We start from the raw sequence: 23,636 nt of genomic DNA on the forward strand, positions 1-23,636 counted from the left end.
GGATGGGTTTTGTTTAAAATTCATAGTTTTGGTGGAACTATAACTAATATGTGAAAGAGTAGGGGGGATTTGATGAAAAAAGGTTGGATTATAGGAATAGTCGTTGTCGTTTTACTGGTCGTTTATGGGGCATCCTCATACAACGGTCTTGTAAGCGCCAATGAAGACGTCGACAATAAATGGTCACAGGTGGATAACCAATTAAAACGAAGAGCGGATTTGATTCCAAATCTTGTCGAAACGGTGAAAGGTTATGCTTCGCATGAAACGGAAGCCATTAAAGCGGTGAGTGATGCACGCTCGAAGCTGGCCGGTGCCAATTCGACTCAAGATGCGATTGATGCCGATCAAGAATTGAGTGGGGCCTTGAGCCGTCTTTTGGTGGTTGTCGAAAACTATCCGGATTTAAAGGCCAATGAGAACTTTAAGGGTCTCATGGATAGTTTGGAAGGAACGGAAAATCGGCTGACGGTCGCACGAAAAGACTATAATGATGAAGTTACCAACTATAATAAAATGATTAAACGCTTTCCGAAGAATATGATGGCAGGAGCGTTCGGGTTCGATGCCAAACCATATTTTGAAGTGACCGATCAAGAAAAAGAAACGCCAAAGGTTGATTTCGGGAGCGATAAATAATGAAAAAACTTGCTGTGTTTGCGCTATTCTTCATTCTCACGTTCGGTTTAGCAAACGTAGCCGCAGCACAACCTAACATCCCTGAACCAGTTGGGGATATATATGTTCAGGACTTTGCAGGAGTCCTGGATGACCAGGAAAAATCCGAACTCATCGAACTTGGGAAACGCTTGGATGATGCCACAAAAGCACAAATTTCCGTTTTGACGGTTGATTCGATGGAAGGTTCCGAGATCGAGGAGTACTCGGTCGAGGCATTGAGATCATTCAAGCTTGGGGATGCCGAGTTGAACAATGGAGTCCTCATTGTGCTGGCCATGGAAGAACAGAAAATCCGCATTGAAGTGGGGTACGGTTTGGAAGGGGCCATTACCGATATAAGATCTGGGCAGATTTTGGATGATGTGGCTATCCCGGCGCTGAAAGAGGGTAAATATGATGTTGCCCTGACGGAGACCTATAAGGCTGTATTTAACGATGTCACGAAAGAATACAACCTAGGTGACGAATTTTATCAAGATCTCTCCGTCCAGCCCGAGTCGGAAACCTTTCAGCCATCAGGTTTACAGATTTTCCTCATTATCATCGTTGTCATCGTCGTATTCATCCTCGATGCCAAGTTCTTTAAAGGATTTTTCCTTCAAACGCTAATCAATATCTTATTGATATTCATCAGTCGCGGAGGCGGCGGCGGCCGTGGAGGCGGCGGCGGTCCACGGGGCGGCGGCGGAGGGAGTTCCGGTGGCGGAGGTGCCAGCAGGGGATGGTAAAGCAGTGGGTCTGACCGGGAAACCGGTCTTTTTTTATGCTCTTTTCGTAAAGATTGTTGTTTTTAAAATAGGCGTTCACGCCGAGGAGGCTCACCGCCCGCCCCGCGGAAAGCGAGCATTGGAGGGGAAATCAACCACACCGCATTACTTGGTGAATAGCAACACAGTATGCGAAAACAGCCTTTTTTTTCATGGTCCCTGTATTTTAAGGAAGTTGGTCCAACAATGGAAAACCTTTCAGCACATCTATTTACATTAGTAAAGAGATAATAAAAATGTTCGGAAAGGCGGGATGACCTTGCGGACGTTTTCTTTATTGAAAGGGATGCCGGTTTTTACAATCAAAGGAGAAAGAATCGGCACGGTCCACGATTTATCAATTTCTGAAATGGGACAGGTAACAGGTTTGGTCATTCATCAACAAGCATTGTTCAAAAGAGCTTTTCATTTGAAACTCGACGATATTTCTTCATTCGGTCCAGATGGGATCGTCATCATGCAAGAGGATTCAACCTTAAGGAAAATGCCTGCGGATACCATTTGCCTTTCGAAGGACGAATTATTGGGACGCATGCTTTTATCAGAAATGGGCGAAGAACTTGGTTTACTGCAGGATGTATATTTCAAGGAGAAAATGGGCACGATTATAGCGTATGAAACAACGGATGGGTTTTTCTCGGAGTCGACAGTGATAGAATCAAAACAGCCGCCTGCATTAGGGAAGGATACCATCATTGTTTCAGTTTATGAACAGTGAGGTGTCTATTTTGGAAATTAAATGTCCGAATTGCCGCAGTAAAGATGTTGGGAAGATTGGCGTAAATCAATATTATTGTTGGAATTGCTTTATTGAAATGACTCTATCCGAAGGGCTCATAAATACGCACCAAGTCGAGGAAGATGGAAGTTTAAGCTCATTGGACGATTTGTTTGAAGAAAATGACCGCCGATTCGGTATGTAAATAACGGAAGAGGTGTTTGCAATGGCTAGACGTTCACGCAATACTCTAATGAATATGGGTTCGGACTTGATGAACTCGAAGATGTTTAAACGGAACATGAAGAAAATACGCAAAAGATTAAAGTCATTATTATAGCAGGAATGGGTGTCCTGATAATGAGGGCACTCTTTTTTATGTATGAAAACCTTCCGCCTTTCGAAGAATAAATGAGCGGGAGGTGTTTATTGTGAGTATTCGTCTTAAGTGGTTTTATCGCCTGGGTTTTTTATTGCTCTTATTTTTCGTTATCTATATCTTTATGAAACTTAAGCCCATGTGGGGACCTGCCGTTACTGTATGTGTGACGGTACTGCTGCCATTTTTGATTGGTGCGTTCATCAGTTACTTGCTGCACCCTGTAGTGGAATATTTAAATGAAAAAGGGATGCGACGCTGGCTTTCGATTACGATCATCTATTTGTTGTTTTTCGGAGGGATCGGCTTTGCTGTTTATAAAGGCATTCCAGTGATCGTCAGCCAGGTTCGCGAGCTGTCGGAAAGCGTGCCGGAACTGGTTGAACAGTACCGGGGCAGCATTGATAAACTTAACCATCAAACGGCTTCCTGGCCGTTCGGAATTCATGAAAGATTCGAAGAAGGTGTTACCCTTTTCGAAGATTGGCTGAAGCGTATACCTGAAAAGGCGATGGAGTATGCAATGAAGATGATTGATTTCATCGTCCTGATTGCGTTGATTCCATTCATCGCATTTTATATTTTGAAAGATTTCACTGTGTTAAAAAAAATGGCCTGGTATATGACGCCGAAAAAATGGCGCAAGCAGGGTCGGGCTTTCATTCGTGATGTGGATGCGTCGCTTGGCGGCTATATCCGCGGACAAATCATCGTCTGTGTCGTGATCGGTTTGATTTCCTCGCTGCTCTTCTGGATAGTCGGAATGAAATATCCGCTTCTTTTGGGGGCGATAATCGGAATAACGAATGTCATTCCGTATTTCGGACCGATTATTGGGGCCATTCCTGCACTGGTCATCGCCGCGACAATGTCCGTTAAAATGGTGTTGATCATCGCGGTCATCGTGCTAGTACTTCAATTTCTTGAGGGAAATATCCTGTCACCGCTAATAGTCGGTAAAAGCCTTCATATGCATCCGCTTTTCATCATGCTTGCATTATTGGCTGGAGGTGAAATAGGCGGTATCGCGGGCATGGTCCTTTCGATTCCCATCTTGGCTGTGTTAAAAGTTTTTGTCCTTCATGCCCGCGTTCACTTTAGAAAGAAGCCGCCCCTTATTGACAAATAAAAGTCTTGTGAATATAATCCATAACATAAGATAATTCGTTGAAGGATGAAGTATGCTGAAGTCCATCTAAAGAGAGGGGTCCCCCAGGCTGAAAGGGACTGCCAGGTGAAGAGCAGCAGAAAGCTAGTCCTGAGAGCAGCTAATACCTGCCGTCACGCCGCGTTAAGGCTTTTATGAAGGTGATGGGCTTGGGATCAATTCCTGCGTCCATAATCAGGGTGGTACCGCGAGTCAACTCTCGTCCCTGTTTTTGGGATGGGGGTTTTTTGTGTGCTCAAAATTACATAATTTTTAAAAGGAGGATATATATATGAAGTATTTAACTGGTGCTCAAATCCGCCAAATGTATTTAGACTTTTTTAGTGAAAAAGGACATAACATCGAACCAAGTGCGTCATTGGTTCCTCATGAAGATCCATCATTGCTTTGGATCAATTCCGGGGTGGCGACGTTAAAGAAATATTTTGATGGACGGGTGATTCCAGAAAATCCAAGGATAACGAATGCTCAAAAGGCCATCCGTACAAATGATATTGAAAACGTGGGGAAAACGGCACGTCATCATACGTTCTTCGAAATGCTCGGAAACTTTTCCATTGGTGAATATTTCAAAGAAGAAGCCATCACATGGGCCTGGGAATTTTTGACCGATGAAAAATGGATCGGGTTCGACAAAGATAAATTGGCTGTGACGATCCATCCTGAAGATGATGAAGCATTCGAACTTTGGAATAAGAAAATCGGTGTTCCTGCTGAAAGGATCATTCGCCTAGAAGAGAACTTCTGGGATATCGGTGAAGGTCCAAGCGGTCCGAATACAGAGATTTTCTATGACCGCGGACCGGCATATGGCGATGACCCGAATGATCCGGAACTATATCCAGGCGGGGAAAATGAACGTCATCTGGAAGTCTGGAATCTGGTGTTTTCTCAATTCAACCATAATCCGGACGGTTCTTACACACCGCTTCCAAAGAAAAATATCGATACAGGGATGGGCCTTGAACGTATGGCTTCCGTCGTTCAAGATGTGGCGACGAACTATGATACAGATTTATTCATGCCAATCATCCGGGCAGTCGAAGAGATTTCCGATGTGAAGTATGGTGTTGATACAGAAAAAGATGTTGCATTCAAGGTCATTGCCGACCATATTCGTACGGTAGCCTTTGCAGTAGGTGACGGGGCTCTTCCATCGAACGAAGGCCGCGGTTATGTATTGCGCCGTTTACTCCGCAGGGCGGTTCGATATGCTAAGCAAATCAACATCAATCGACCATTCATGTTCGAGCTTGTGACGGTCGTAGGCGAAATCATGAAAGACTTCTACCCTGAAGTCCTCAAAAATAAAGAGTTCATTGCAAAAGTAATCAAGAATGAAGAGGAACGCTTCCATGAAACTCTAAATGATGGACTTGCCATCCTTTCTGAAGTCATTAAAAAGGAAAAGGAAAAAGGCAATACAACCATTCCTGGCAGTGATGCATTCCGTTTATATGACACATATGGCTTCCCGATTGAGTTAACGGAAGAATATGCAGAAGAAGAAGGCATGTCGGTCGATCAAGCTGGATTTGAAAAAGAGATGGATGCACAGCGTGAACGTGCCCGTTCAGCGCGTCAAGATGTGGATTCCATGCAGATCCAAGGCGGGGTATTGGGCGACATTAAAGTTGAAAGTGAATTTGTCGGCTATGATCAAGTAGCTGTCGAAGCCAAAGTTGCTGCCATCGTAAAAAATGGCGAGCTTGTAACGGAGGCACAAGAAGGTGAAGAAGTTCAAGTGATACTGGACAAGACTCCTTTCTACGCGGAAAGCGGCGGACAAATTGCCGATATAGGAACGATGGCCAGTGAATCCGTGAAGGTTGATGTCCTTGATGTCCAAAAGGCTCCTAATGGCCAAAATCTGCACCGTGTAACCGTTACTGCCGGCACTTTAACAACAGATTCCGATATCGTTGCTGCAGTAAATCAAGAAAATCGGATCCATATCACGAAAAACCATACAGCGACGCATCTACTGCATCAGGCGTTGAAAGATGTGCTTGGTACACATGTCAACCAAGCTGGTTCACTCGTTCAGGCTGAGCGCCTTCGCTTCGATTTCTCTCATTTCGGCCAGATAACGGCGGAAGAGATTGAACAAATCGAAACGATTGTAAATGAAAAGATTTGGCAAAGCTTACAAGTGAATACGGACTATAAAAACATCGAAGAAGCGAAGGCAATGGGCGCAATGGCCTTGTTCGGCGAAAAATACGGCAAAATAGTACGTGTCGTTCAAATCGGCGATTACAGCCTTGAGCTTTGCGGCGGTGTACATGTTCCGAATACAGCCGTTATCGGCTTGTTCAAAATCGTTTCCGAAAGCGGCATCGGTGCAGGTACTCGCCGTATAGAAGCGGTAACTGGTGCTGGGGCTTACAAATTGATGACTGATCAAATCGGTGTCCTGAAAGACGCGGCTGCCAAATTGAAAACGAACTTGAAAGATGTACCTTCAAGAATTGAAACGGTACTGGCTGAAGTGAAGGATCTTCATCGTGAGAATGAAAGCCTTACAGCAAAATTAAGTAATATTGAAGCAAGCAGCCTTGTTTCTAACGTAAAAGACGTAAATGGCGTACAAGTATTGGTGGCGAAGGTTCAAGCTACCGACATGAATAATCTGCGTGCCATGGCGGATGATTTGAAACAAAAGCTCGATTCTGTCATTATCGTATTAGGTTCGGCACAAGGTGATAAAGTCAATTTGATTGCCGGAGTGACTAAGGATTACATCGACCGAGGCTTCCATGCTGGTAAATTGGTCAAAGAAGTTGCTTCCCGTTGCGGCGGTGGCGGTGGCGGACGTCCAGATATGGCCCAAGCCGGCGGAAAAGACCCTGAAAAATTGGATGCAGCGCTTAATTTTGTTGAAGAATGGGTCTTATCGATTTCATAATCAATGGAAAGTGTTGTACAATGTAGGTAATAGTGGATTCTGGACGCTGAGGAGAGGTGCATGTTTATGAGTTCCTTTGATAAAACGATGAAATTTAATTTTCCCGAAGAACCATTCGAAAGAGATGTACAAGAAGTATTGTCTCAAGTGTATGTTGCACTTCAGGAAAAAGGTTATAACCCGATAAACCAGATTGTCGGTTATCTATTATCTGGTGACCCGGCCTACATCCCGCGCCATATGGATGCTCGAAACATTATTCGTAAGCTTGAACGCGATGAAATCATCGAGGAATTGGTTAAGTCGTATCTTAAGAACCATCGAGAGGAATACTAATGCGCACAATGGGACTTGATTTAGGTTCAAAAACCATCGGCGTCGCTCTGAGTGACGCGATGGGTTGGACTGCACAAGGATTGGAAACGATCAAAATTAACGAAGCAGGAAATGACTTCGGCTTTAAACGCCTCAAAGAAATCATAAAAGAGCATGATGTTTCTAAAATTGTCCTCGGTTTACCTAAAAACATGAATGGGACCGTTGGACCGCGTGGCGAGATCAGCCAAGATTTCGCTAAACGATTAGAAAAAAAATTCAAGCTGCCGGTGTTTCTCTGGGATGAACGGTTGACAACTATGGCGGCTGAACGTGTCCTTCTTGAGGCGGACGTGAGCCGAAGCAAACGCAAGAAAGTCATTGATAAAATGGCAGCTGTCATGATTCTGCAAGGATTCTTGGACAGACAAACAAATTCAATATGAGGTGAATACAAATGGAACACGGCGAAAACAACATTACAGTAGTAGATGAAAACGGAAACGAGCAGCTTTGCGAAATCCTTTTCACATTCGATTCAGATAAATTCAACAAATCTTATGTACTTTACTATCCGATGTCTGCGGAAGATGATGAGGAAGAAATCGAAATCCACGCTTCATCATTCGTACCAAGCGAAGATAATAAAGATGGTGAACTTACACCAATCGAAACAGAAGAAGAGTGGGATCTAGTCGAAGAAATGTTAAATACATTCCTTGACCAAGAAGAAGCAGAAGAAGAATAAGATTAGAAAAAAACCGGCCCTTAAAGGTCGGTTTTTTCATTTATGTTCCAGTAACACCTTATCTTTTCTCTGCGAATAAAAGCATAAAAGTGGCGAGCGGACCCAAAAATAAGGATAGCAAGAACCAATTCAACGCCGTTCTATTTTTACCTTGAGCAAGTCCGGCGTTTATGAGTGCCAATGTCCCCCAACCTACAAAATAAGAATGATCCAACTCCTTCACACCTTTCTTTATCTTAAATCAATAATACCATTCCTATATGAATATTCCGGTCATTTCCTTAAATTCCTAATGCATGCAGGGGGCAAATTTTAAGCTGAGTAATAATGAAAAAACAAAGTTGATTGGAGAGGAAGGTACGAGACTCCTGCGGGAAAAACGTGTCAAAGGGAGTGTGCCTGAAGTGGAAATCAACATACCCTCAAAAAAACTGTAGACAAAGATATCACTATTTTCCTATTAAATTACACCAGTATATTGACAAAACTAGTGCATTTTTGCCATAAATAGAGTAGTGATGAATGTAGTTTTGCAAAAAACATGTAATTATTTGTTGATTTTAGTATAATGTTCGAAGCAAAGATAATTAGAGAAAGCATCATCTAGAAACCATTCTGTAGTTGGTGTGAGTTTGCAGGGGGAATGAAAATGGATGAAAAAGATAAAAATTTATCTAAAAAGGAACATATCCGAATGAAATTGTTAGAACAGCAAGGAGAAGCCAAGCTGGTTCGTAAAATCATCATGATTACGATAGCTTCGCTTATTGTACTAATTGGGGTAGTTGGTCTTGTGGGCTATTTATATATCAACTCAGCCATGAAACCAGTCGATCCCGAAGATGACACCATCAAGAAAGTGAAAATCCCGATTGGTTCTTCCGTTAACGGAATTTCAACACTGCTTGAAGAGCAGGGGATAATCAAGGACGCACGCGTATTCAAATATTATATTAAATTCCGCAATGAATCCGGTTTTCAGGCAGGTGAGTATAAACTATCACCTTCCATGCCAATTGAAGATATCGTCACAAGCATCAAAACCGGAAAACTCATGAAGGAAGCTGCAATGAAAATAACGATTCCTGAAGGAAAGCAGCTTGTCCAAATTGCCGATATCATCGCAGTGAAGACGGGTGAAGATCCGAAAAAGGTCTTTAAGAAATTGAATGATAAGAAATTCGTTCATTCCATGCAAGAGAAATTTCCGCAGCTCTTGACCTCGGAAATCGAAAATGAAAAGGTTTTATACCCGCTTGAAGGTTACCTTTTCCCAGCTACTTATGACTTTTATGAGGAAAAGCCGACACTGGAATCGATCGTCATCGAGATGCTGAAGAAAACCGAAGAGACATTGCAGGCATACGAGACCCAAATGGACAAAAACGATTATTCCGTACATGAGATGCTGACTTTCGCTTCGCTTGTTGAAGAAGAGGCGACGGCACAGGTCGATCGCGGAAAAATAGCTTCTGTCTTTTACAATCGTATTGAGGAAGGTATGCCGCTTCAAACGGATCCGACCGTTTTGTATGCGAAAGGTTCACATAAGAGCAGGGTGTATTATAAAGACCTTGAGGTGAAATCGCCTTATAATACGTATAAGAATAAGGGGCTGCCTCCAGGGCCGATTGCCAATGCCGGAACGACATCGATCGATGCGGTACTGAAACCTGAGAAAACGGATTACCTGTACTTTTTGGCAACACCTGAAGGGGAAGTCCTTTACTCGAAGACCTTGGATGACCACAATATCAAAAAGGCAGAGCATATTTCCAATAAATAAATAAATGAATAAATGCAATGAGACTGAGGGGGGAGAGATATTACTTTCCCCCTGTTTTTATGATAGAATAGTACAAGTGAATTTTAGATCCGATTCTTAATCGGTGACGTAACTCGGCGAATGCCGGGTTTTATTTTGAAAGATAAGGAAATGTAGATCGTCAAGCATACTTGTTTCAGCTGCTCTTTGTGAGGAAATTGACCTATCAATTTCTTCATGTTACTGACCAAGCGCTTTTGTTTTCCTTATAATTGGAGGAAACGTTTTGAACGGAAAAATAGAACAATATCTTCATTCCTTGATTCCGGAGCGTACGGGTTTGCTTAAGGAGTTGGAAGATTTTGCGATGGAAAATAATGTGCCAATCATGGAGCCCGAAGGCATTGAGGTGCTGCTTCAGATTTTAAGGCTTCATCAGCCTAAGGCGATTTTGGAGGTAGGTTCGGCGATTGGCTATTCGGCCATAAGGATGGCTGAGACCCTTCCGGAAGCTCGAATCGTCACACTTGAACGGAATGAAGCCCGTATTGAGCAGGCAAGAGCTAACTTCAAGAAGGCGGGACTGTCGGAAAGGATTACCCTCATTGAAGGGGATGCCCTTGAAGCGGGACCGAAAGTCATGGAACATGGTCCGTTTGATATCATCTTCGTTGATGCAGCTAAAGGGCAGTACAAGCGATTCTTTGAACTGTTTGAACCATTCCTGGCCAGTGCTGGAATTATCATTACTGATAATGTTTTATTCAAAGGCCTGGTTGCCGAAAACATTGAAGAAATGGAAATGACGAGAAGAAAGCGAGCTCTCATCAAAAAAATCAGAGACTTTAACATCTGGTTACAAGACCATCCCCATTTCGATACCGTAATTTTGCCGATTGGCGATGGTGTGGCCATAAGTAAACATAGAGGTGACAAAAATGAAAAAGCCTGAATTACTCGTGACTCCGACAAGTGTCGATCATATAACAAAACTCATCGATGCCGGCGCTGACGCCTTCGTCATTGGCGAACAACGTTATGCGCTAAGGCTGGCAGGAGAGTTCAAACGTGATGATGTCAAGAAGGCGATTGAGCTTGCACATGCTGCGGGCAAGAAAGTGTACGTCTCCATGAACGCCATATTTCATAATGAAAAAGTGGACGAGCTTGAAGGGTATGTCACTTTCCTTAAAGAAGCTGGTGCCGACCGTATCATATTCGGTGATCCCGCCGTCTTAATGGCTGTCCGTGCCGTGGCACCTGATATGCCCCTTCACTGGAATACAGAGATGACGGTAACAAACTGGTACACATGTAATTACTGGGGGAAACGAGGTTCTGTCCGTGCCGTGGCTGCCCGTGAGATAAGTCTGGACGAGATAGTGGAAATGAAGGAAAATGCTGAAGTGGAGATTGAAGTGCAAGTGCACGGCATGACATGCATGTTCCAATCGAAGCGTACGCTTCTAGGTAATTACTTTGAATATCAAGGAAAGGCCTTGGAAGTGGAAAATCGGAAGGAAAATAGAAATATGTTCTTGCATGATAAGGAACGTGAAAATAAATATCCGATTTATGAAGATGAAAATGGTACACATATCATGAGTCCGAATGATATGTGCATGATTGATGAACTTCAGGAATTGATTGAAGCGGAAATCGATTCACTTAAAATCGAAGGGCTATTGCAAACACCGGAATATATCATTGAAATGACAAAGCTATATCGGGAAGCGATTGACGTATGTGCTGAAGACCCTGACCGATATGATGATATGAAATCTGAGCTCTTTGAAAAAGTCAAAGCGGTTCAGCCGGATAACCGCGAGTTGGATACTGGGTTCTTCTTTAAAGAATCGGTTTATTAAAGAAAAGGGTAAGAGAAAGAGGAGGAATAGCCTTGAATGCTATTGCTGATAAAATTTCCAAGATCGTTGATGGAAAGAGAGTCATTGTAAAAAAACCGGAATTGCTGGCTCCGGCCGGCAACCTTGAAAAATTAAAAATTGCCGTCCATTACGGCGCGGATGCCGTGTTCATTGGCGGTCAGGAATATGGTCTTCGTTCCAATGCAGGCAACTTCACGTTTGAGGAAATGAAGGAAGGCGTCGAATTCGCTAATAAGTATGGGGCTAAAGTATATGTAACGACAAATATCTTCGCACATAATGAAAATATCGATGGTCTGGATGAATACCTGGAAGGTCTTCAGGAGGCTGGGGTACATGGTATCATCGTCGCCGATCCATTAATCATCGAAACCTGTAAACGGGTCGCCCCGAACGTCGAGATCCATTTGAGCACACAGCAATCGCTATCGAACTGGAAGGCTGTTCAGTACTGGAAAGAGGAAGGCTTGGAGCGGGTTGTTTTGGCACGTGAGACGAGTGCTGATGAAATCCGTGAAATGAAGGAGAAGGTCGATATCGAAATCGAGGCGTTCGTTCATGGGGCCATGTGCATTGCCTATTCTGGACGCTGCACGCTTTCGAACCATATGACGGCACGTGATTCGAACCGCGGCGGCTGCTGTCAGTCTTGCCGTTGGGATTATGATTTATATGAGTTGGATCAAGACGGGGAAAAGGCTTTATTCGATAAAGAAGATGCCCCATTCGCAATGAGTCCAAAAGACTTGAAGCTGATTGAATCACTGCCAGGCATGATTGAAATTGGCATAGACAGCTTAAAAGTCGAAGGAAGAATGAAATCGATCCATTATATTGCAACAGTTGTCAGCGTCTATCGTAAAGTGATTGATGCGTATTGTGCCGATCCCGACAATTTCAAGATTAAACAAGAATGGCTGGAAGAGCTTGATAAGTGTGCGAACCGTGAGACGGCATCATCGTTCATGGAAGGTGAAATACCTGGGTATAAACAACAAATGTTCGGGAATCATACCGTAAAGACTCGCTTCGACTTCGCAGGATTGGTGCTTGATTACGACGAGGAAAGTAAAATCGTCACCATGCAGCAACGTAACTTCTTCAAGCCTGGAGATGAAGTGGAGTTTTTTGGACCGGAAATCGAAAACTTCACTCAAAAAATCGGTACGATCTGGGATGAGTCAGGTAAGGAGCTGGAGGCAGCCCGCCATCCGCTTCAAATTGTCCGCATTCAAGTAGATAATAAAGTTTATGTGAACAATATGATGCGGAAGGAGAATTGACATGACAAGAAAGAAACCAGTGGTCATCGGAGTTACCGGAGGGTCTGGATCAGGTAAAACAAGTGTTACCCGTTCCATTTTTGAATTCTTTCAAGGACATTCCATCTTGATGATCGAACAAGATTATTACTATAAAGATCAAAGTCATCTGCCTTTTGAAGAGCGCTTGAAAACGAACTATGATCATCCGCTTGCATTTGATAATGATTTGCTAATCGATCACATTAACGCATTGCTGCGCTATGAAACGATAGAAAAACCAGTTTATGATTATTCGATCCATACACGTTCAGAAGAAGTCATCACAGTTGAGCCCCAGGATGTCATCATCCTTGAAGGGATTCTTGTGCTGGAGGACGAGCGCCTCCGAGACTTGATGGATATGAAGCTATATGTTGATACGGACGCAGACTTGCGGATCCTTCGTCGGATGACCCGTGATATTAAAGAACGCGGCCGTTCCATAGATTCCGTCATCGAACAATACATCAGTGTCGTCCGTCCGATGCATAATCAGTTCATAGAACCAACGAAGCGTTATGCCGACATCATCATTCCAGAAGGCGGTCAGAATCATGTGGCGATTGACCTCATGGTGACAAAAATTCAAACAATCCTTGAACAAAAGTCTTTTTTGTAATAACATAGCATAAATAATGATAGGTGCCATTTCCACCGTTTATTTAAATAATCCCATTTATTTATTGGGAAAGACTGGACAAATGTTGGAAAACGCAATACTCTATTCTTGATACAAAACGAACCGGCTGCACACCGCAGTCGGTTTATATACTAAGGAACGGATGTTTCTTAGTATCGAAGCGCGTACTTTTTAAGTCGCGCAATTATATATTTTGACTCTATTTCAGGGTTAAGCGCTATATAGTACATAAACTTGTCAGCGAATGCTTGCTGTAAAGAATTTGAAGGAGTGAAGGGTTTTGGCAATTGAAAAAGAATATCCAATGACTATTGAAGGTAAGTTAAAGCTTGAACAGGAACTGGAACAGTTAAAAACGGTTAAACGTAAAGAAGTGGTGGAAAGAATAAAAATCGCCCGCAGCTTTGGTGACCTTTCCGAGAACTCAGAGTACGATTCCGCAAAAGAAGAGCAGGCTTTCGTTGAAGGACGTATTACGACGATCGAAAACATGATCCGTAATGCAAAAATCATTGAAGGCAATGATTCGAATACAGACACAGTTTCACTTGGAAAGTCGGTAACATTCGTAGAACTTCCAAATGGTGACGAAGAAACATATTCCATCGTAGGAAGCGTTGAAGCGGATCCATTCGAAGGGAAAATCTCCAATGATTCCCCGATCGCGAAAAGCCTGATAGGGAAAAGGGTCGGCGACAAGGTATCGATCATGACACCTGGCGGCGAAATGAGCGTAAAGATTGTATCCATCGACTAATTAAATGCAAAAGGGGATGTCCATCGGGCATCCCCTTTTTTATCGGAAAAATGCCGCGTTAAATTTGTTCATAATTGTTTAAAAATTCGCACCTCGTCAACAATGGTTACGAGGTGTATTTTATGAAAAAGAAACGAATGAGGTTGCTGGCTCTTTTTTTGACGGCTTTCATGCTGATGCTCATAGGCAGGCTTGCCTACATCCAACTTGTATCGACAGAATCTTTTTCAAAGCATGATGTGAACCTGTTAGAAGCAAGCGTGAATCAGCGTTCACAGATATTAAAGATTGATGATGGACGCGGTAAGTTTTATGACAGAAATGGAGAACCGCTTGCACACGAAGAAATCCCGACGCTCGTCCTATTTCCTTTCTTGAAAAAAATGACATGGCCTATCGATGAGGTGGCCTCGATAATAGGCAAATCGGAAGAGGAGTTAAAACGGGCGATAGAGCAAGCGGAGGAACCATTCGTATTTGGCGGGGATGAACCGATAGAGTTGACGTCCAGCCAATCGAAGGCAATCAATGAACTGAAGATTCCCGGGGTCTTTGCCGTGAACGAGAAATTATATCATGATCAAACCCCTGCAGCGCAATTGATCGGCACGACGAATATATCGGATGCGGAAAAGAAAAAACGTTATCCTGACATGAATTTATCTCCTGAAACGAAAATAGGCAATACGGGACTGCAAAGGACCTTCGATGAGTTCTTGCTTTCCGCTGGGGAATCAAAGCTCGTTTTTCATGTGGACGCCAGTGGGGGACCAATGTTCGGTGTTGATGTTAAATATGTAGAACCTGCAAATCCGCTTTACCCGGTGAAGGTCGTGACGACGATCGATAAAGAAATTCAGGAAAAAGCGGAGAAGCTCGTCGATGAACGCGGGATAAAAAAAGGCGGTCTCGTACTGATCGATATCGAAAAAAGTGAAATTGTCGCCATGGTATCACGTCCGGCGCTTAATATAAAAGATCCGAATGGTGAAGGGGCAGTCAATATGATGCTGACTCAAAAAACGCCGGGTTCCGTCTTCAAAACGGTCACGGCAGCAGCTGCCATCGATTATGAAGCCGCTAGTCCCACCCGGACATTTAATTGTAATTTGACGATAGACGGCAAAACGGATAAACAGAGGGAATTGGGCACGCTTAATTTTGAAAACAGCTTTGCCCAAAGCTGCAACAGGACGTTTGCTGAATTGTCACGGGAAATAGCTGAGAAGGATCCGGACTTTTTGGACAAATATGCAAAAATGTTAGGGCTGGTTGGTGAAACGGGCTGGCAAGGGGACGTGTATCACACCGAAGTCACTCAGTTGCATCATGAACAATCCGGTAAGGTCTGGCATGATGACGATTTAAAAAAAGATCCCAAAATGATTGCCAAAACAGCCATTGGCCAGCAGGATGTCCAAACGACTCCGCTTGCGATAGCGAATATGATGGCGACGATTGCACGCGGCGGCAAGAAGGAACAGGTCAAAGCCGTTTCAAAGGTCGAATTTAACAACAGTACGACCGTAGTCGATTTTCCCAATCAAAGTATTGGCGGCGAGACACTGTCTCCATATACGGCTATGAAGATGCAGCATCTTCTAAGGAAGGTCGTGACGGAAGAGAAGGGGACGGGCGCTGCCTTGAGAAATTTGCCAGTTGAAGTCGCCGGCAAGTCTGGAACAGCTCAGACCAATATCGAAAAAGGAGAGCTCAATAAATGGTTTGCGGGCTACTTTCCATATAAAGATCCCAAATATGCTCTTGTTACCGTAAGTTTTGAAACGAAGGAAAATAGTTCCAGCATGACGCCTCTTTTTTCAGATATTGTAAAAGTACTGTACTCCAAGGACCAGGACAATAGCGAGAATTGACGAAAAGTGTAGGAAACCCTTCCCTTCTATCTCTAGCTAAATCATGTTAAAATGAGGCAGTAAGAAAAGGTAAGGGAGGAATGGACCTTGGGCTCACGTTTTAATCAGAGAGATCAAAAAAGAAAAGTAAATAAAATATATAATATTGCTATCACCATCGTTTCCATTTTAATCGTCATTGTCGCAGTCACGATTTTCTTAAGTGACGATGGCACCGAAACAAAAAAAGCCACGACTGAACCAAAGCAAATCGCCGATACGGATTCGGGGAAGGTAGCGGACAAGCCTGCTGGCAAAAAGGAAGAAACGGATTCAGAGAAGGAAGACGCAGTAGGAGATAGTGAAGCAACAACAGAGGAAGATGCAGAAGAAGATAGTAAAGCAACAGTGGAAGATTCAGAAGAGAAGGCAGAAGATGGTGAAGATCCAGAAAAAGCAGGAGAAGCCGACCTTGTGGAAGTGGAAGGCAGCAGTGATGGCAATGTTGCGGCCACCTATAAGAGCGAAGGCTGGAAACCAGTTGGAACTGAGCAATCCGGGAAGCACACTACAAGCTTTGATAAGGGCTCGGTCGATTGGAATGAAATGAGTAAAGCCCTAGCAAGCGGAGCTGGAATCGATGAAGGCAGCATGAAGCTATGGTGGCTTCAAAACGGCGGTTCACCAAACACGGCAATCGGAACCGTTTCTGAAGGAGATAATCCTAAAACCTTCCGTGTTTATATTGAATGGGTGGACGGATCAGGTTGGAAACCTGTAAAAGTTGAAGAACTGAAGACAAACGATAAAAGGTAATGTTCAAATCATAAACGTAAAACCCCCGAAAGGAATTTCACTTTCGGGGGTTTTTCATCGTGATCACTTTTTTGCTTTAAAGTGGACGACTGCACTATAAAAACGTCTGCCTTCCTCACTAACATACATTTGGTGTGACACGGACTCCACCTGAAGCATGATCGCTTTATTGATTTCAATTTGTGATTGGATTTTTTCTTCAAGATTCCTGATGCTTTCTGCCTCGAAAAATTCTATTTTATCTTCGAATAAGTTTAAGTCAAGTTGAAAACTCATGACGGTTCCCCTCCAACATTTAGATACTGTTAGTTTAACACCATTTTCACCGAATCTGAACCGAATGATGGATTTGCCTAAAAAACAAGAACTGTTTCTGTGTTTATTTCATACTATGCTTATAGGTTTTATTATCTTAGAATTTATCGATTTATTTGAAGAATGGTCGAAATCGTATGATGATACGGTTGGTGGACACGATATAGAGTATCAAGAGGTTTTTAAACATTATGACAGGATGGATTGGGTTTAATGGTCAGGTGATGAGAGCGTCGTAGTTCCGGGAATCTTAATGAACAGAGAGTCTTTCCGTCGATTATTTTGTATTGCATAAATCATATTAAAGAGGTAGGATAACTCAGGTAGGGTGTTCAAATTTAATACATTCATTAGTTAATTGGGGAGACGCCGATGCTGGAATTCACCCATTTCCTTTTTCCTGATGAAGTCCGAATCTTTATCTAACTGGAATACTTTAATCCGGGGGCGAACATCGTTCTGATATTCCCGGATTCAGTGAACGATACTTTAGCAAAAAAATGATCAGGGTGGTATATAAAATGGGCAGAGAATTTATCGATTTATTTGAAGAATGGTCGAAATCGTATGATGATACGGTTGGTGGACACGATATAGAGTATCAAGAGGTTTTTAAACATTATGACAGGATATTGGATAGCGTAACGAATCGCGCTTATGGTCATGTGCTGGAGTTCGGAGTAGGCACCGGGAATTTAACGGAAAGGCTATTGAAAAAAGGCCTTAAGGTATCGGGAATCGAGCCGTCACCTGCCATGAGGGAAATAGCGGTAAGCAAACTGCGTGGAAAAACTGAAATTAAAGATGGGGATTTTATCGATTTTCCGAAGCCGGAAAAGGTTGATTCGATCGTGAGCACGTATGCCTTTCATCATTTAACCGATGAAGAAAAAGAAAAAGCGATAGCCAACTATGGAAAGTTACTGAATACTGGTGGTAAAATAGTGTTTGCGGATACGATGTATCAATCAAGAGAAGCGCATGAACGAGCGATTTCTGATGCAAGGCAGGCAGGCTTTCATAATTTGGCGAACGATTTGCAAACGGAATATTATACCACCATTCCTTTTTTGGAAAAAGCACTTGAAGCACATGGATATAAAGTGAACTTCGAGCGCTGCAATCAATTTGTCTGGATTATGGAGGCGGAAAAATTATAGGAAGAGGTTTTTACTAATGAAAGTAGCCATAATCGGAGCAATGGAAGAAGAAGTTACGATTTTACGTGATAAATTGGAAGGTTTGGAGCAGGTGACCATTGCCGGTTCCGAGTTTAATACAGGAACACTGAACGGTGTCGAGGTGATTTTGCTTAAATCGGGAATCGGGAAAGTGAATGCGGCGATGTCCACTACGATCCTATTAGAAAAATTCAAACCGGATGCGGTGATCAACACTGGGTCCGCCGGTGGTTATCATCCAGCACTTAATGTTGGGGATGTGGTCATTTCCACGGAGGTTCGCCACCATGATGTCGACGTGACGATTTTCGGGTATGAGTACGGTCAAGTCCCTCAATTGCCAGCTGCTTTCATCCCGGATGAAAAGCTTTTCGCCATCGCAGAAGAAGCGGCTAAAGAAATCGAAGATATACAAGTGGCGAAAGGGTTAATCGTGACGGGGGATTCTTTCATGAATGATCCAGTTCGGGTTGAATTCGTCAGAGGGAAGTTTACGGACTTATACGCGGTGGAAATGGAAGCGGCAGCCATTGCTCAGGTAGCCTATCAATTCAAAACACCGTTCGTCATCATTCGTTCCCTTTCGGATATCGCAGGTAAGGAATCCAATATTTCCTTTGATAAATTCCTGGAAACGGCTGCGCTTCATTCAGCGGCACTGATTTTGAAAATGGTCGAAAAAATGAAATAAATGCCCAGTAATCAGCGGGAATCTTTTCCGCTGATTATTTCTTGCATATAACAAACTAAATTGGTAGGATAACTATGAAAGGATGTCCGATTATGAAGTTCTATCAAAATATTCATGAATTGATTGGGGAGACCCCGCTAATGGAAATCACCCACTTCCCTCTTCCGGATCAAGTCCGGATCTTTGCCAAGCTGGAATACTTTAACCCTGGCGGCAGCGTGAAAGATCGGCTTGGCCAGGAACTTTTGGAGCAAGCATTACAGTCAGGGAAGGTGAAAAAGGGCGGGACGATCATCGAACCGACTGCCGGAAATACTGGTATTGGCTTGGCGTTGGCTGCGATAAACAGTGGCGTGGACGTGATTTTTTGCGTTCCGGAGAAATTCAGTGCCGAGAAACAGGAACTGATGCGTGCACTTGGAGCGAATGTAATCCAGACCCCGACAGAGGAAGGAATGACAGGAGCGATTGCCAAGGCTAAGGCGCTGCTGGATGAAATTCCAGGATCCTATTGTCCAGAGCAGTTTTCCAACCCATCCAATCCAGATGCCTATTATAAAACATTGGGACCTGAAATTTGGGAGCAGTTGGCTGGCAATGTGGATGTATTTGTTGCCGGTGCGGGAACAGGGGGCACTTTCATGGGTACATCGCGTTATTTAAAAGAAAAAAATCCTGCGGTCAAAACGGTCATTGTCGAACCGGAAGGATCTATTATAAACGGAGGAAAAGCTGGACCCCATAAAACAGAGGGGATCGGGATGGAATTTTTACCAAGCTATATGGATGAAACGTACTTTGATCAGATTCATACGATAAGCGACGATGAGGCGTTCCAAATGGTGAAGGAATTGGCGCTTAAAGAAGGACTTCTTGTTGGAAGTTCTTCTGGCTCGGCTTTTGCGGCGGCATTGAAAGAAGCAGCTAAAGCTACCCGGGGTTCGAATATCGTTGTGATATTTCCGGATTCCAGTGAACGTTACTTAAGCAAAAACATTTATCAGGGAGGTCTTTGAAAATGAGGAAAAAAACACAAATGATCCATGGCGGTATTTTTGGTGATGAAAAAACGGGAGCGGTGTCGGTGCCGATTTATCAAGTGAGCACCTATAAACAGGATGGTCTGGGGAAAGATCGAGGATATGAATATTCACGTACAGGCAACCCAACCCGCCATGCCCTTGAGGAATTGATCAAGGATCTTGAAGAAGGAAAAAGAGGATTCGCCTTCGGTTCAGGAATGGCAGCGATAACGGCGGTTATGATGCTGCTGAGTCAAGGTGATCACGTTTTAGTGACGGATGACGTTTATGGAGGATCTTTCCGAGTGATGACAAAAGTGCTGAACCGCTTCGGGGTGGAAGCTACGTTCATCAATACGAGTGACATACATTCGATCCAAAATGAGATCAAAGACAATACAAAGGCACTGTTCATTGAAACCCCGACGAATCCATTATTGAAAATCACGGATCTAGAGGCGGTTTCAAAAATCGCTAAAGAAAACGGTATCCTCACTGTTGTGGATAATACCTTCAGTACGCCATACTGGCAAAATCCACTTACACTTGGTGCTGATATCGTGCTTCATAGCGCTACGAAGTACTTAGGGGGGCACAGTGATGTTGTAGCGGGTCTTGTCGTGGTGAATGATGAAAAACTTGGCGAGGACCTTCATTTCATCCAAAACTCCACAGGAGGCGTGCTGGGGCCCCAAGATTCATGGTTGCTGATGCGCGGCATTAAAACGCTTGGAATCCGGATGGAAGAACACGAAAAAAATACATCCCAAATCGTTCGTTTCTTATCCGGGCATAAAGCCGTATCGAAAATTTATTACCCAGGTCTTGAAAGCCACCCAAACCATGATATTGCCAAAAAACAATCGCGTGGATTCGGCGGTATGGTTTCATTCGATGTCGGCAGTGCCGAAAAAGCCGAATCCGTTTTGAATAAAGTGAAATACTTCACGCTGGCTGAAAGTCTAGGGGCAGTGGAGAGCTTAATTTCGGTTCCAGCCAGGATGACACATGCCTCCATTCCGGCTGAGCGCCGTGCAGAGCTAGGAATAACGGATGGGTTGATTCGCATTTCAGTTGGCCTGGAAGATGTTGAAGACCTGTTGGAAGACTTGGAACAAGCGCTACAAGGATAATCGGAGCTTCCAAGCTTACTGCCATTATTTACACCCTGTCATTTGGAATAAATATGGTAGAATGAGATATCGATATCGATATCTTATTAGCTTGAAAGAAGGTGGAATGGCATGAAAAACCGCAAAAAACAAACGGTTGCATTGCTGCGTTCGAAAATGGTCGATTTTAAATATTTTGCAATCACTTTGTTATGTGTGGGTTCGTTCTTCTATTTAGGAACCATCCTTCCCTCAGGCGACAAAGCGATCATTGACACATATGTCTATATGGGAGCGACAATAACGTTCCTGGGCATATCCATCGTATTTTTCTCATTATCCAAAAAATATAAAAGGATCTTGGCCGAAATGGATGACCAGGACTCTTTAAAACAATAAAGGCAAACCTGATTCTTTAAAAGAATCAGGTTTTTTTATTTTTTTAACGTTGTTGCCCAATAGGGGAGATTTATCATACTCCGTGCCATTTTAGGCAATAATAGCTCTTGAAAATGGGTAAAATGATCTAAATTTTCAAATAAATAGGCAAAAGTCGTTTACAAATATTGAATTTGTGGATATACTTACCAAGTAATAAAAAATATTCCAAAGGAGGTCGAAGAAAATGACATTGTATCTATATGGAGTCGACGCAATCAGCCAGTCCGTTATAAATGACAATCAAATAACATTCGACCTGTGCCAAGCGGAATATTTCTAAAGCAATTTGGCTTTATTAATCATTCAGACATAGCGGCCGCAGGGAGATGTGTTTTATCCTGCGGCCTTTTTATATTTCCAAAAAGAACCCGCAGGAGGACGTAACTTTCTGCGGCCTTTTTATGCCTTTTTGTTGGGCCGCTCCCTTAAAAGGAGGTGATATTATGACACTGAATATGCTTTTTTTCACAATCACGATTAAAATGAAAAAAATGACTGCCGAGGAATGTTTGCAGCAGGAGAGAATCCACAAGATTCGAGAAGAACATCTAGATAAAGCGATGAAGCACCGTCCTTTTTTCTAAATAAATACGAGGTTGGTATCCCGTTCATTAAAATATAATTTTAAGAAAGGTGGAGGTTAATATGTTGAACTTGTTTTACGTAAAAGGGGAGAAGCGTTGCTATTGGCAGGAGAAGGATACCGGCTAACGGATCTGCCGGTGTATTGCCAGCATTGTCATGGTTTGTATGTGTATTAACAGCTGGAAGAGGCCATTGGAAACATGATAAAATGGAAAGATGCTAACTCGGAACTTCAAAAGTAGAAATGAATAGGTAAAATAGGAAAACTCGGCACTCGGGGCCGAGTTTTTTTCTTTGCCTGAATCAGCAGCACGGACCTGATCCTCCTCCATAACCAAATCCACATCCTGGCAACCACCAAAACCCGAAAATGAGCAATAAAATCAAGAGGACAATAAACAGGCCATAACCAAAGCCGTATCCGGACCCTGCATAGCAAGGAGCAGGAGCTGGATAACCATAGCTGCATCCGTATGGTCCATAGTTATATCCCATCGTAAAAACCCCCTTTCCCTAAAAAAATCCCTATCATGATATGAACATTTACATTCATTCGTTTGGTAATTCCTCCAGGCTGGTTTGAACATTTAACACTTTTTTAGTGGGACAGACACGAACAAGCCCACTGCTGCATAGGTATGAATAGGGAAACCAAAGAAACGGGGGATGAAACCAATGCCCGGAATACTTACAGTTGTCAGTTATATTATCAAAGAATTTTACTTATTCGTTTCCTATGTGAAAAACAACGCTTTTCCCCAGCCTCTGTCATCTCAGGATGAAAAGAAATATCTGAAGCTTATGAGTGAGGGTGATGGTGATGCCCGTAACATCCTGATCGAGCATAATCTCAGGCTTGTTGCCCATATCGTCAAGAAATTCGAGAATACGGGCGAAGATACAGAGGATTTGATTTCGATTGGGACAATTGGTTTGATAAAGGCCATTGAGAGTTATTCGGATGGGAAGGGTACGAAGCTGGCCACATATGCAGCACGATGCATTGAGAATGAAATCCTGATGCATTTACGAGCGACAAAGAAAACGAAGAAAGATATTTCCCTGCATGATCCGATCGGTCAGGATAAAGAAGGAAATGAAATCAGTTTAATCGATGTATTGAAATCGGAATCGGAAGATGTCATCGATACGATTCAGCTCAATATGGAAATAGAAAAAGTGAAAAAGTATATTGATATTTTGGATGAACGCGAAAAGGAAGTCATTGTAGGCAGGTTCGGACTGGATTTGAAAAAGGAAAAAACTCAGAGGGAAATCGCTAAGGAGCTTGGCATTTCCCGCAGTTATGTATCAAGGATCGAAAAACGTGCCTTGATGAAGATGTTTCACGAATTTTACAGAGCAGAAAAAGAGAAGGAAAAGAAAGCCAAAGGATAGGATGTAAAAGGCAAAGAGAGTGCGGGGAAATTTCCCCGCACTCTTTTTTTAATATTTATTTCTGATCATATCTGCAAAAGCGTTATAAATCTCGATTCCCTGAAAAAGGAACATGCGTGAAGCGGTTAAAGATAAGACCCCTATCATAATAAAGCGAAACCACATATGAATCACTCCTCCATT

Annotated in this window: 27 protein-coding genes; 24 read left to right on the plus strand and 3 right to left on the minus strand. The window is 43.0% G+C overall.

Annotated features, from left to right (window positions below; all coding sequences use genetic code 11):
* The first annotated feature begins 69 nt into the window (after positions 1-69).
* The 9 genes from ACFVS1_RS04240 (at position 70) to ACFVS1_RS04280 (ending at position 7,684) form a co-directional block, all read left to right on the plus strand.
* The gene (locus tag ACFVS1_RS04240) at positions 70-639 is read left to right on the plus strand and encodes a LemA family protein (RefSeq protein WP_387545249.1); all 570 of its coding nucleotides are present in this window, start codon (positions 70-72) and stop codon (positions 637-639) included.
* Positions 639-1,409: a TPM domain-containing protein gene (locus tag ACFVS1_RS04245; RefSeq protein ID WP_387545251.1), complete on the plus strand. Its 771-nt coding sequence runs from the start codon at positions 639-641 to the stop codon at positions 1,407-1,409. Before ACFVS1_RS04240 ends, ACFVS1_RS04245 begins: the two co-directional genes overlap by 1 nt.
* Positions 1,410-1,707: 298 nt before the next feature.
* Positions 1,708-2,166 carry a PRC-barrel domain-containing protein gene (locus ACFVS1_RS04250; RefSeq protein ID WP_352919717.1) on the plus strand — a complete coding sequence of 153 codons (459 nt, stop codon included), beginning with the start codon at positions 1,708-1,710 and terminating at the stop codon, positions 2,164-2,166.
* Positions 2,156-2,371: a hypothetical protein gene (locus ACFVS1_RS04255; protein WP_034311361.1), complete on the plus strand. Its 216-nt coding sequence runs from the start codon at positions 2,156-2,158 to the stop codon at positions 2,369-2,371. Before ACFVS1_RS04250 ends, ACFVS1_RS04255 begins: the two co-directional genes overlap by 11 nt.
* Before the next feature lie 226 nt (positions 2,372-2,597).
* Positions 2,598-3,674, plus strand: a complete 1,077-nt coding sequence (locus tag ACFVS1_RS04260) for an AI-2E family transporter (protein ID WP_387545252.1) — start codon at positions 2,598-2,600, stop codon at positions 3,672-3,674.
* Between the two features lie 310 nt (positions 3,675-3,984).
* On the plus strand, positions 3,985-6,621 hold the full coding sequence (gene alaS, locus ACFVS1_RS04265; RefSeq protein ID WP_387545253.1) for an alanine--tRNA ligase: 2,637 nt from the start codon (positions 3,985-3,987) through the stop codon (positions 6,619-6,621).
* Between the two features lie 66 nt (positions 6,622-6,687).
* Positions 6,688-6,957: an IreB family regulatory phosphoprotein gene (locus ACFVS1_RS04270; RefSeq protein WP_034311358.1), complete on the plus strand. Its 270-nt coding sequence runs from the start codon at positions 6,688-6,690 to the stop codon at positions 6,955-6,957.
* The gene (gene ruvX / locus ACFVS1_RS04275; RefSeq protein ID WP_352919727.1) at positions 6,957-7,382 is read left to right on the plus strand and encodes a Holliday junction resolvase RuvX; all 426 of its coding nucleotides are present in this window, start codon (positions 6,957-6,959) and stop codon (positions 7,380-7,382) included. Before ACFVS1_RS04270 ends, ruvX begins: the two co-directional genes overlap by 1 nt.
* An 11-nt stretch (positions 7,383-7,393) precedes the next feature.
* Positions 7,394-7,684, plus strand: coding sequence for a DUF1292 domain-containing protein (locus ACFVS1_RS04280; protein WP_063232962.1), 291 nt, complete (start codon positions 7,394-7,396; stop codon positions 7,682-7,684).
* 58 nt (positions 7,685-7,742) lie between these two features.
* Here ACFVS1_RS04280 and ACFVS1_RS04285 read toward each other — a convergent pair whose 3' ends face one another.
* Positions 7,743-7,898, minus strand: coding sequence for a hypothetical protein (locus ACFVS1_RS04285; protein ID WP_241589877.1), 156 nt, complete (start codon positions 7,896-7,898; stop codon positions 7,743-7,745).
* A gap of 435 nt (positions 7,899-8,333) precedes the next feature.
* Here ACFVS1_RS04285 and mltG point away from each other — a divergent pair, with 435 nt between their 5' ends.
* From mltG to ACFVS1_RS04325, 8 genes are all read left to right on the plus strand, one after another.
* A complete protein-coding gene (mltG, locus tag ACFVS1_RS04290; RefSeq protein WP_352919731.1) occupies positions 8,334-9,470 on the plus strand; it encodes an endolytic transglycosylase MltG in 1,137 nt (378 codons plus the stop codon).
* A 265-nt stretch (positions 9,471-9,735) separates the two neighbouring features.
* Entirely contained in the window at positions 9,736-10,401 is a 666-nt protein-coding gene (locus tag ACFVS1_RS04295) for an O-methyltransferase (protein ID WP_387545254.1), read from the plus strand.
* Entirely contained in the window at positions 10,388-11,317 is a 930-nt protein-coding gene (locus ACFVS1_RS04300; RefSeq protein WP_352919736.1) for a peptidase U32 family protein, read from the plus strand. The genes ACFVS1_RS04295 and ACFVS1_RS04300 overlap by 14 nt, the downstream gene beginning before the upstream one ends.
* 32 nt (positions 11,318-11,349) lie before the next feature.
* The gene (locus ACFVS1_RS04305; protein ID WP_387545256.1) at positions 11,350-12,621 is read left to right on the plus strand and encodes a peptidase U32 family protein; all 1,272 of its coding nucleotides are present in this window, start codon (positions 11,350-11,352) and stop codon (positions 12,619-12,621) included.
* A 1-nt stretch (position 12,622) separates the two neighbouring features.
* Positions 12,623-13,261 carry a uridine kinase gene (udk, locus tag ACFVS1_RS04310; protein WP_034308619.1) on the plus strand — a complete coding sequence of 213 codons (639 nt, stop codon included), beginning with the start codon at positions 12,623-12,625 and terminating at the stop codon, positions 13,259-13,261.
* A gap of 301 nt (positions 13,262-13,562) precedes the next feature.
* Complete coding sequence (gene greA / locus ACFVS1_RS04315; RefSeq protein ID WP_101222638.1) at positions 13,563-14,039, plus strand: transcription elongation factor GreA; 477 nt, start codon at positions 13,563-13,565, stop codon at positions 14,037-14,039.
* Between the two features lie 122 nt (positions 14,040-14,161).
* On the plus strand, positions 14,162-15,913 hold the full coding sequence (locus tag ACFVS1_RS04320; protein WP_387545258.1) for a peptidoglycan D,D-transpeptidase FtsI family protein: 1,752 nt from the start codon (positions 14,162-14,164) through the stop codon (positions 15,911-15,913).
* An 87-nt stretch (positions 15,914-16,000) separates the two neighbouring features.
* The gene (locus tag ACFVS1_RS04325; protein WP_387545259.1) at positions 16,001-16,708 is read left to right on the plus strand and encodes a YrrS family protein; all 708 of its coding nucleotides are present in this window, start codon (positions 16,001-16,003) and stop codon (positions 16,706-16,708) included.
* Between the two features lie 63 nt (positions 16,709-16,771).
* Here the strand turns inward: ACFVS1_RS04325 and ACFVS1_RS04330 are convergent, their stop codons facing one another.
* Positions 16,772-16,984, minus strand: coding sequence for a DUF2536 family protein (locus ACFVS1_RS04330; RefSeq protein ID WP_352919746.1), 213 nt, complete (start codon positions 16,982-16,984; stop codon positions 16,772-16,774).
* Between the two features lie 560 nt (positions 16,985-17,544).
* On the opposite strand from ACFVS1_RS04330, the gene ACFVS1_RS04335 reads away from it, so the two are divergent.
* The 6 genes from ACFVS1_RS04335 to ACFVS1_RS04360 all read left to right on the plus strand — a co-directional run bounded on the left by ACFVS1_RS04335 (position 17,545) and on the right by ACFVS1_RS04360 (position 22,054).
* Positions 17,545-18,183 carry a class I SAM-dependent DNA methyltransferase gene (locus tag ACFVS1_RS04335; RefSeq protein WP_352919749.1) on the plus strand — a complete coding sequence of 213 codons (639 nt, stop codon included), beginning with the start codon at positions 17,545-17,547 and terminating at the stop codon, positions 18,181-18,183.
* Positions 18,184-18,199: 16 nt separating this feature from the next.
* Positions 18,200-18,895 carry a 5'-methylthioadenosine/S-adenosylhomocysteine nucleosidase gene (mtnN, locus tag ACFVS1_RS04340; RefSeq protein WP_352919752.1) on the plus strand — a complete coding sequence of 232 codons (696 nt, stop codon included), beginning with the start codon at positions 18,200-18,202 and terminating at the stop codon, positions 18,893-18,895.
* 92 nt (positions 18,896-18,987) lie between these two features.
* Positions 18,988-19,911 (plus strand): PLP-dependent cysteine synthase family protein, encoded by a 924-nt coding sequence (locus ACFVS1_RS04345; protein WP_352919754.1) that lies wholly within the window; start codon positions 18,988-18,990, stop codon positions 19,909-19,911.
* A 2-nt stretch (positions 19,912-19,913) separates the two neighbouring features.
* Positions 19,914-21,050: a bifunctional cystathionine gamma-lyase/homocysteine desulfhydrase gene (locus ACFVS1_RS04350; RefSeq protein WP_352919757.1), complete on the plus strand. Its 1,137-nt coding sequence runs from the start codon at positions 19,914-19,916 to the stop codon at positions 21,048-21,050.
* A gap of 111 nt (positions 21,051-21,161) precedes the next feature.
* Positions 21,162-21,428: a YrhC family protein gene (locus ACFVS1_RS04355; RefSeq protein WP_241589865.1), complete on the plus strand. Its 267-nt coding sequence runs from the start codon at positions 21,162-21,164 to the stop codon at positions 21,426-21,428.
* A 485-nt stretch (positions 21,429-21,913) separates the two neighbouring features.
* Positions 21,914-22,054, plus strand: coding sequence for a YrzI family small protein (locus ACFVS1_RS04360; RefSeq protein ID WP_072273247.1), 141 nt, complete (start codon positions 21,914-21,916; stop codon positions 22,052-22,054).
* A 304-nt stretch (positions 22,055-22,358) separates the two neighbouring features.
* On the opposite strand, the gene ACFVS1_RS04365 is transcribed toward ACFVS1_RS04360, so the two are convergent.
* Positions 22,359-22,550, minus strand: a complete 192-nt coding sequence (locus ACFVS1_RS04365; RefSeq protein WP_387545265.1) for a sporulation protein YjcZ — start codon at positions 22,548-22,550, stop codon at positions 22,359-22,361.
* 180 nt (positions 22,551-22,730) lie between these two features.
* Between ACFVS1_RS04365 and sigK the strand changes: the two genes are divergently transcribed.
* Positions 22,731-23,453 (plus strand): RNA polymerase sporulation sigma factor SigK, encoded by a 723-nt coding sequence (gene sigK, locus ACFVS1_RS04370; protein ID WP_214789861.1) that lies wholly within the window; start codon positions 22,731-22,733, stop codon positions 23,451-23,453.
* Positions 23,454-23,636 lie beyond the last annotated feature (183 nt).

The sequence above is a fragment of the Peribacillus sp. NPDC058075 genome (assembly GCF_042885195.1).
In the GTDB taxonomy this organism is placed as follows: Bacteria; Bacillota; Bacilli; order Bacillales; family DSM-1321; genus Peribacillus.

What these genes read in the sequence shown, in the direction of transcription:
- ACFVS1_RS04245 (WP_387545251.1), top strand. Translation starts at nt 639, where the DNA reads ATGAAAAAACTTGCTGTGTTTGCGCTATTCTTCATTCTCACGTTCGGT.
- ACFVS1_RS04255 (WP_034311361.1), top strand. Translation starts at nt 2,156, where the DNA reads ATGAACAGTGAGGTGTCTATTTTGGAAATTAAATGTCCGAATTGCCGC.
- alaS (WP_387545253.1), top strand. Translation starts at nt 3,985, where the DNA reads ATGAAGTATTTAACTGGTGCTCAAATCCGCCAAATGTATTTAGACTTT.
- ACFVS1_RS04270 (WP_034311358.1), top strand. Translation starts at nt 6,688, where the DNA reads ATGAGTTCCTTTGATAAAACGATGAAATTTAATTTTCCCGAAGAACCA.
- ruvX (WP_352919727.1), top strand. Translation starts at nt 6,957, where the DNA reads ATGCGCACAATGGGACTTGATTTAGGTTCAAAAACCATCGGCGTCGCT.
- ACFVS1_RS04280 (WP_063232962.1), top strand. Translation starts at nt 7,394, where the DNA reads ATGGAACACGGCGAAAACAACATTACAGTAGTAGATGAAAACGGAAAC.
- mltG (WP_352919731.1), top strand. Translation starts at nt 8,334, where the DNA reads ATGGATGAAAAAGATAAAAATTTATCTAAAAAGGAACATATCCGAATG.
- ACFVS1_RS04300 (WP_352919736.1), top strand. Translation starts at nt 10,388, where the DNA reads ATGAAAAAGCCTGAATTACTCGTGACTCCGACAAGTGTCGATCATATA.
- udk (WP_034308619.1), top strand. Translation starts at nt 12,623, where the DNA reads ATGACAAGAAAGAAACCAGTGGTCATCGGAGTTACCGGAGGGTCTGGA.
- ACFVS1_RS04320 (WP_387545258.1), top strand. Translation starts at nt 14,162, where the DNA reads ATGAAAAAGAAACGAATGAGGTTGCTGGCTCTTTTTTTGACGGCTTTC.
- ACFVS1_RS04330 (WP_352919746.1), bottom strand. Translation starts at nt 16,984, where the DNA reads ATGAGTTTTCAACTTGACTTAAACTTATTCGAAGATAAAATAGAATTT.
- ACFVS1_RS04335 (WP_352919749.1), top strand. Translation starts at nt 17,545, where the DNA reads ATGGGCAGAGAATTTATCGATTTATTTGAAGAATGGTCGAAATCGTAT.
- mtnN (WP_352919752.1), top strand. Translation starts at nt 18,200, where the DNA reads ATGAAAGTAGCCATAATCGGAGCAATGGAAGAAGAAGTTACGATTTTA.
- ACFVS1_RS04345 (WP_352919754.1), top strand. Translation starts at nt 18,988, where the DNA reads ATGAAGTTCTATCAAAATATTCATGAATTGATTGGGGAGACCCCGCTA.
- ACFVS1_RS04350 (WP_352919757.1), top strand. Translation starts at nt 19,914, where the DNA reads ATGAGGAAAAAAACACAAATGATCCATGGCGGTATTTTTGGTGATGAA.
- ACFVS1_RS04355 (WP_241589865.1), top strand. Translation starts at nt 21,162, where the DNA reads ATGAAAAACCGCAAAAAACAAACGGTTGCATTGCTGCGTTCGAAAATG.
- ACFVS1_RS04360 (WP_072273247.1), top strand. Translation starts at nt 21,914, where the DNA reads ATGACACTGAATATGCTTTTTTTCACAATCACGATTAAAATGAAAAAA.
- ACFVS1_RS04365 (WP_387545265.1), bottom strand. Translation starts at nt 22,550, where the DNA reads ATGGGATATAACTATGGACCATACGGATGCAGCTATGGTTATCCAGCT.
- sigK (WP_214789861.1), top strand. Translation starts at nt 22,731, where the DNA reads ATGCCCGGAATACTTACAGTTGTCAGTTATATTATCAAAGAATTTTAC.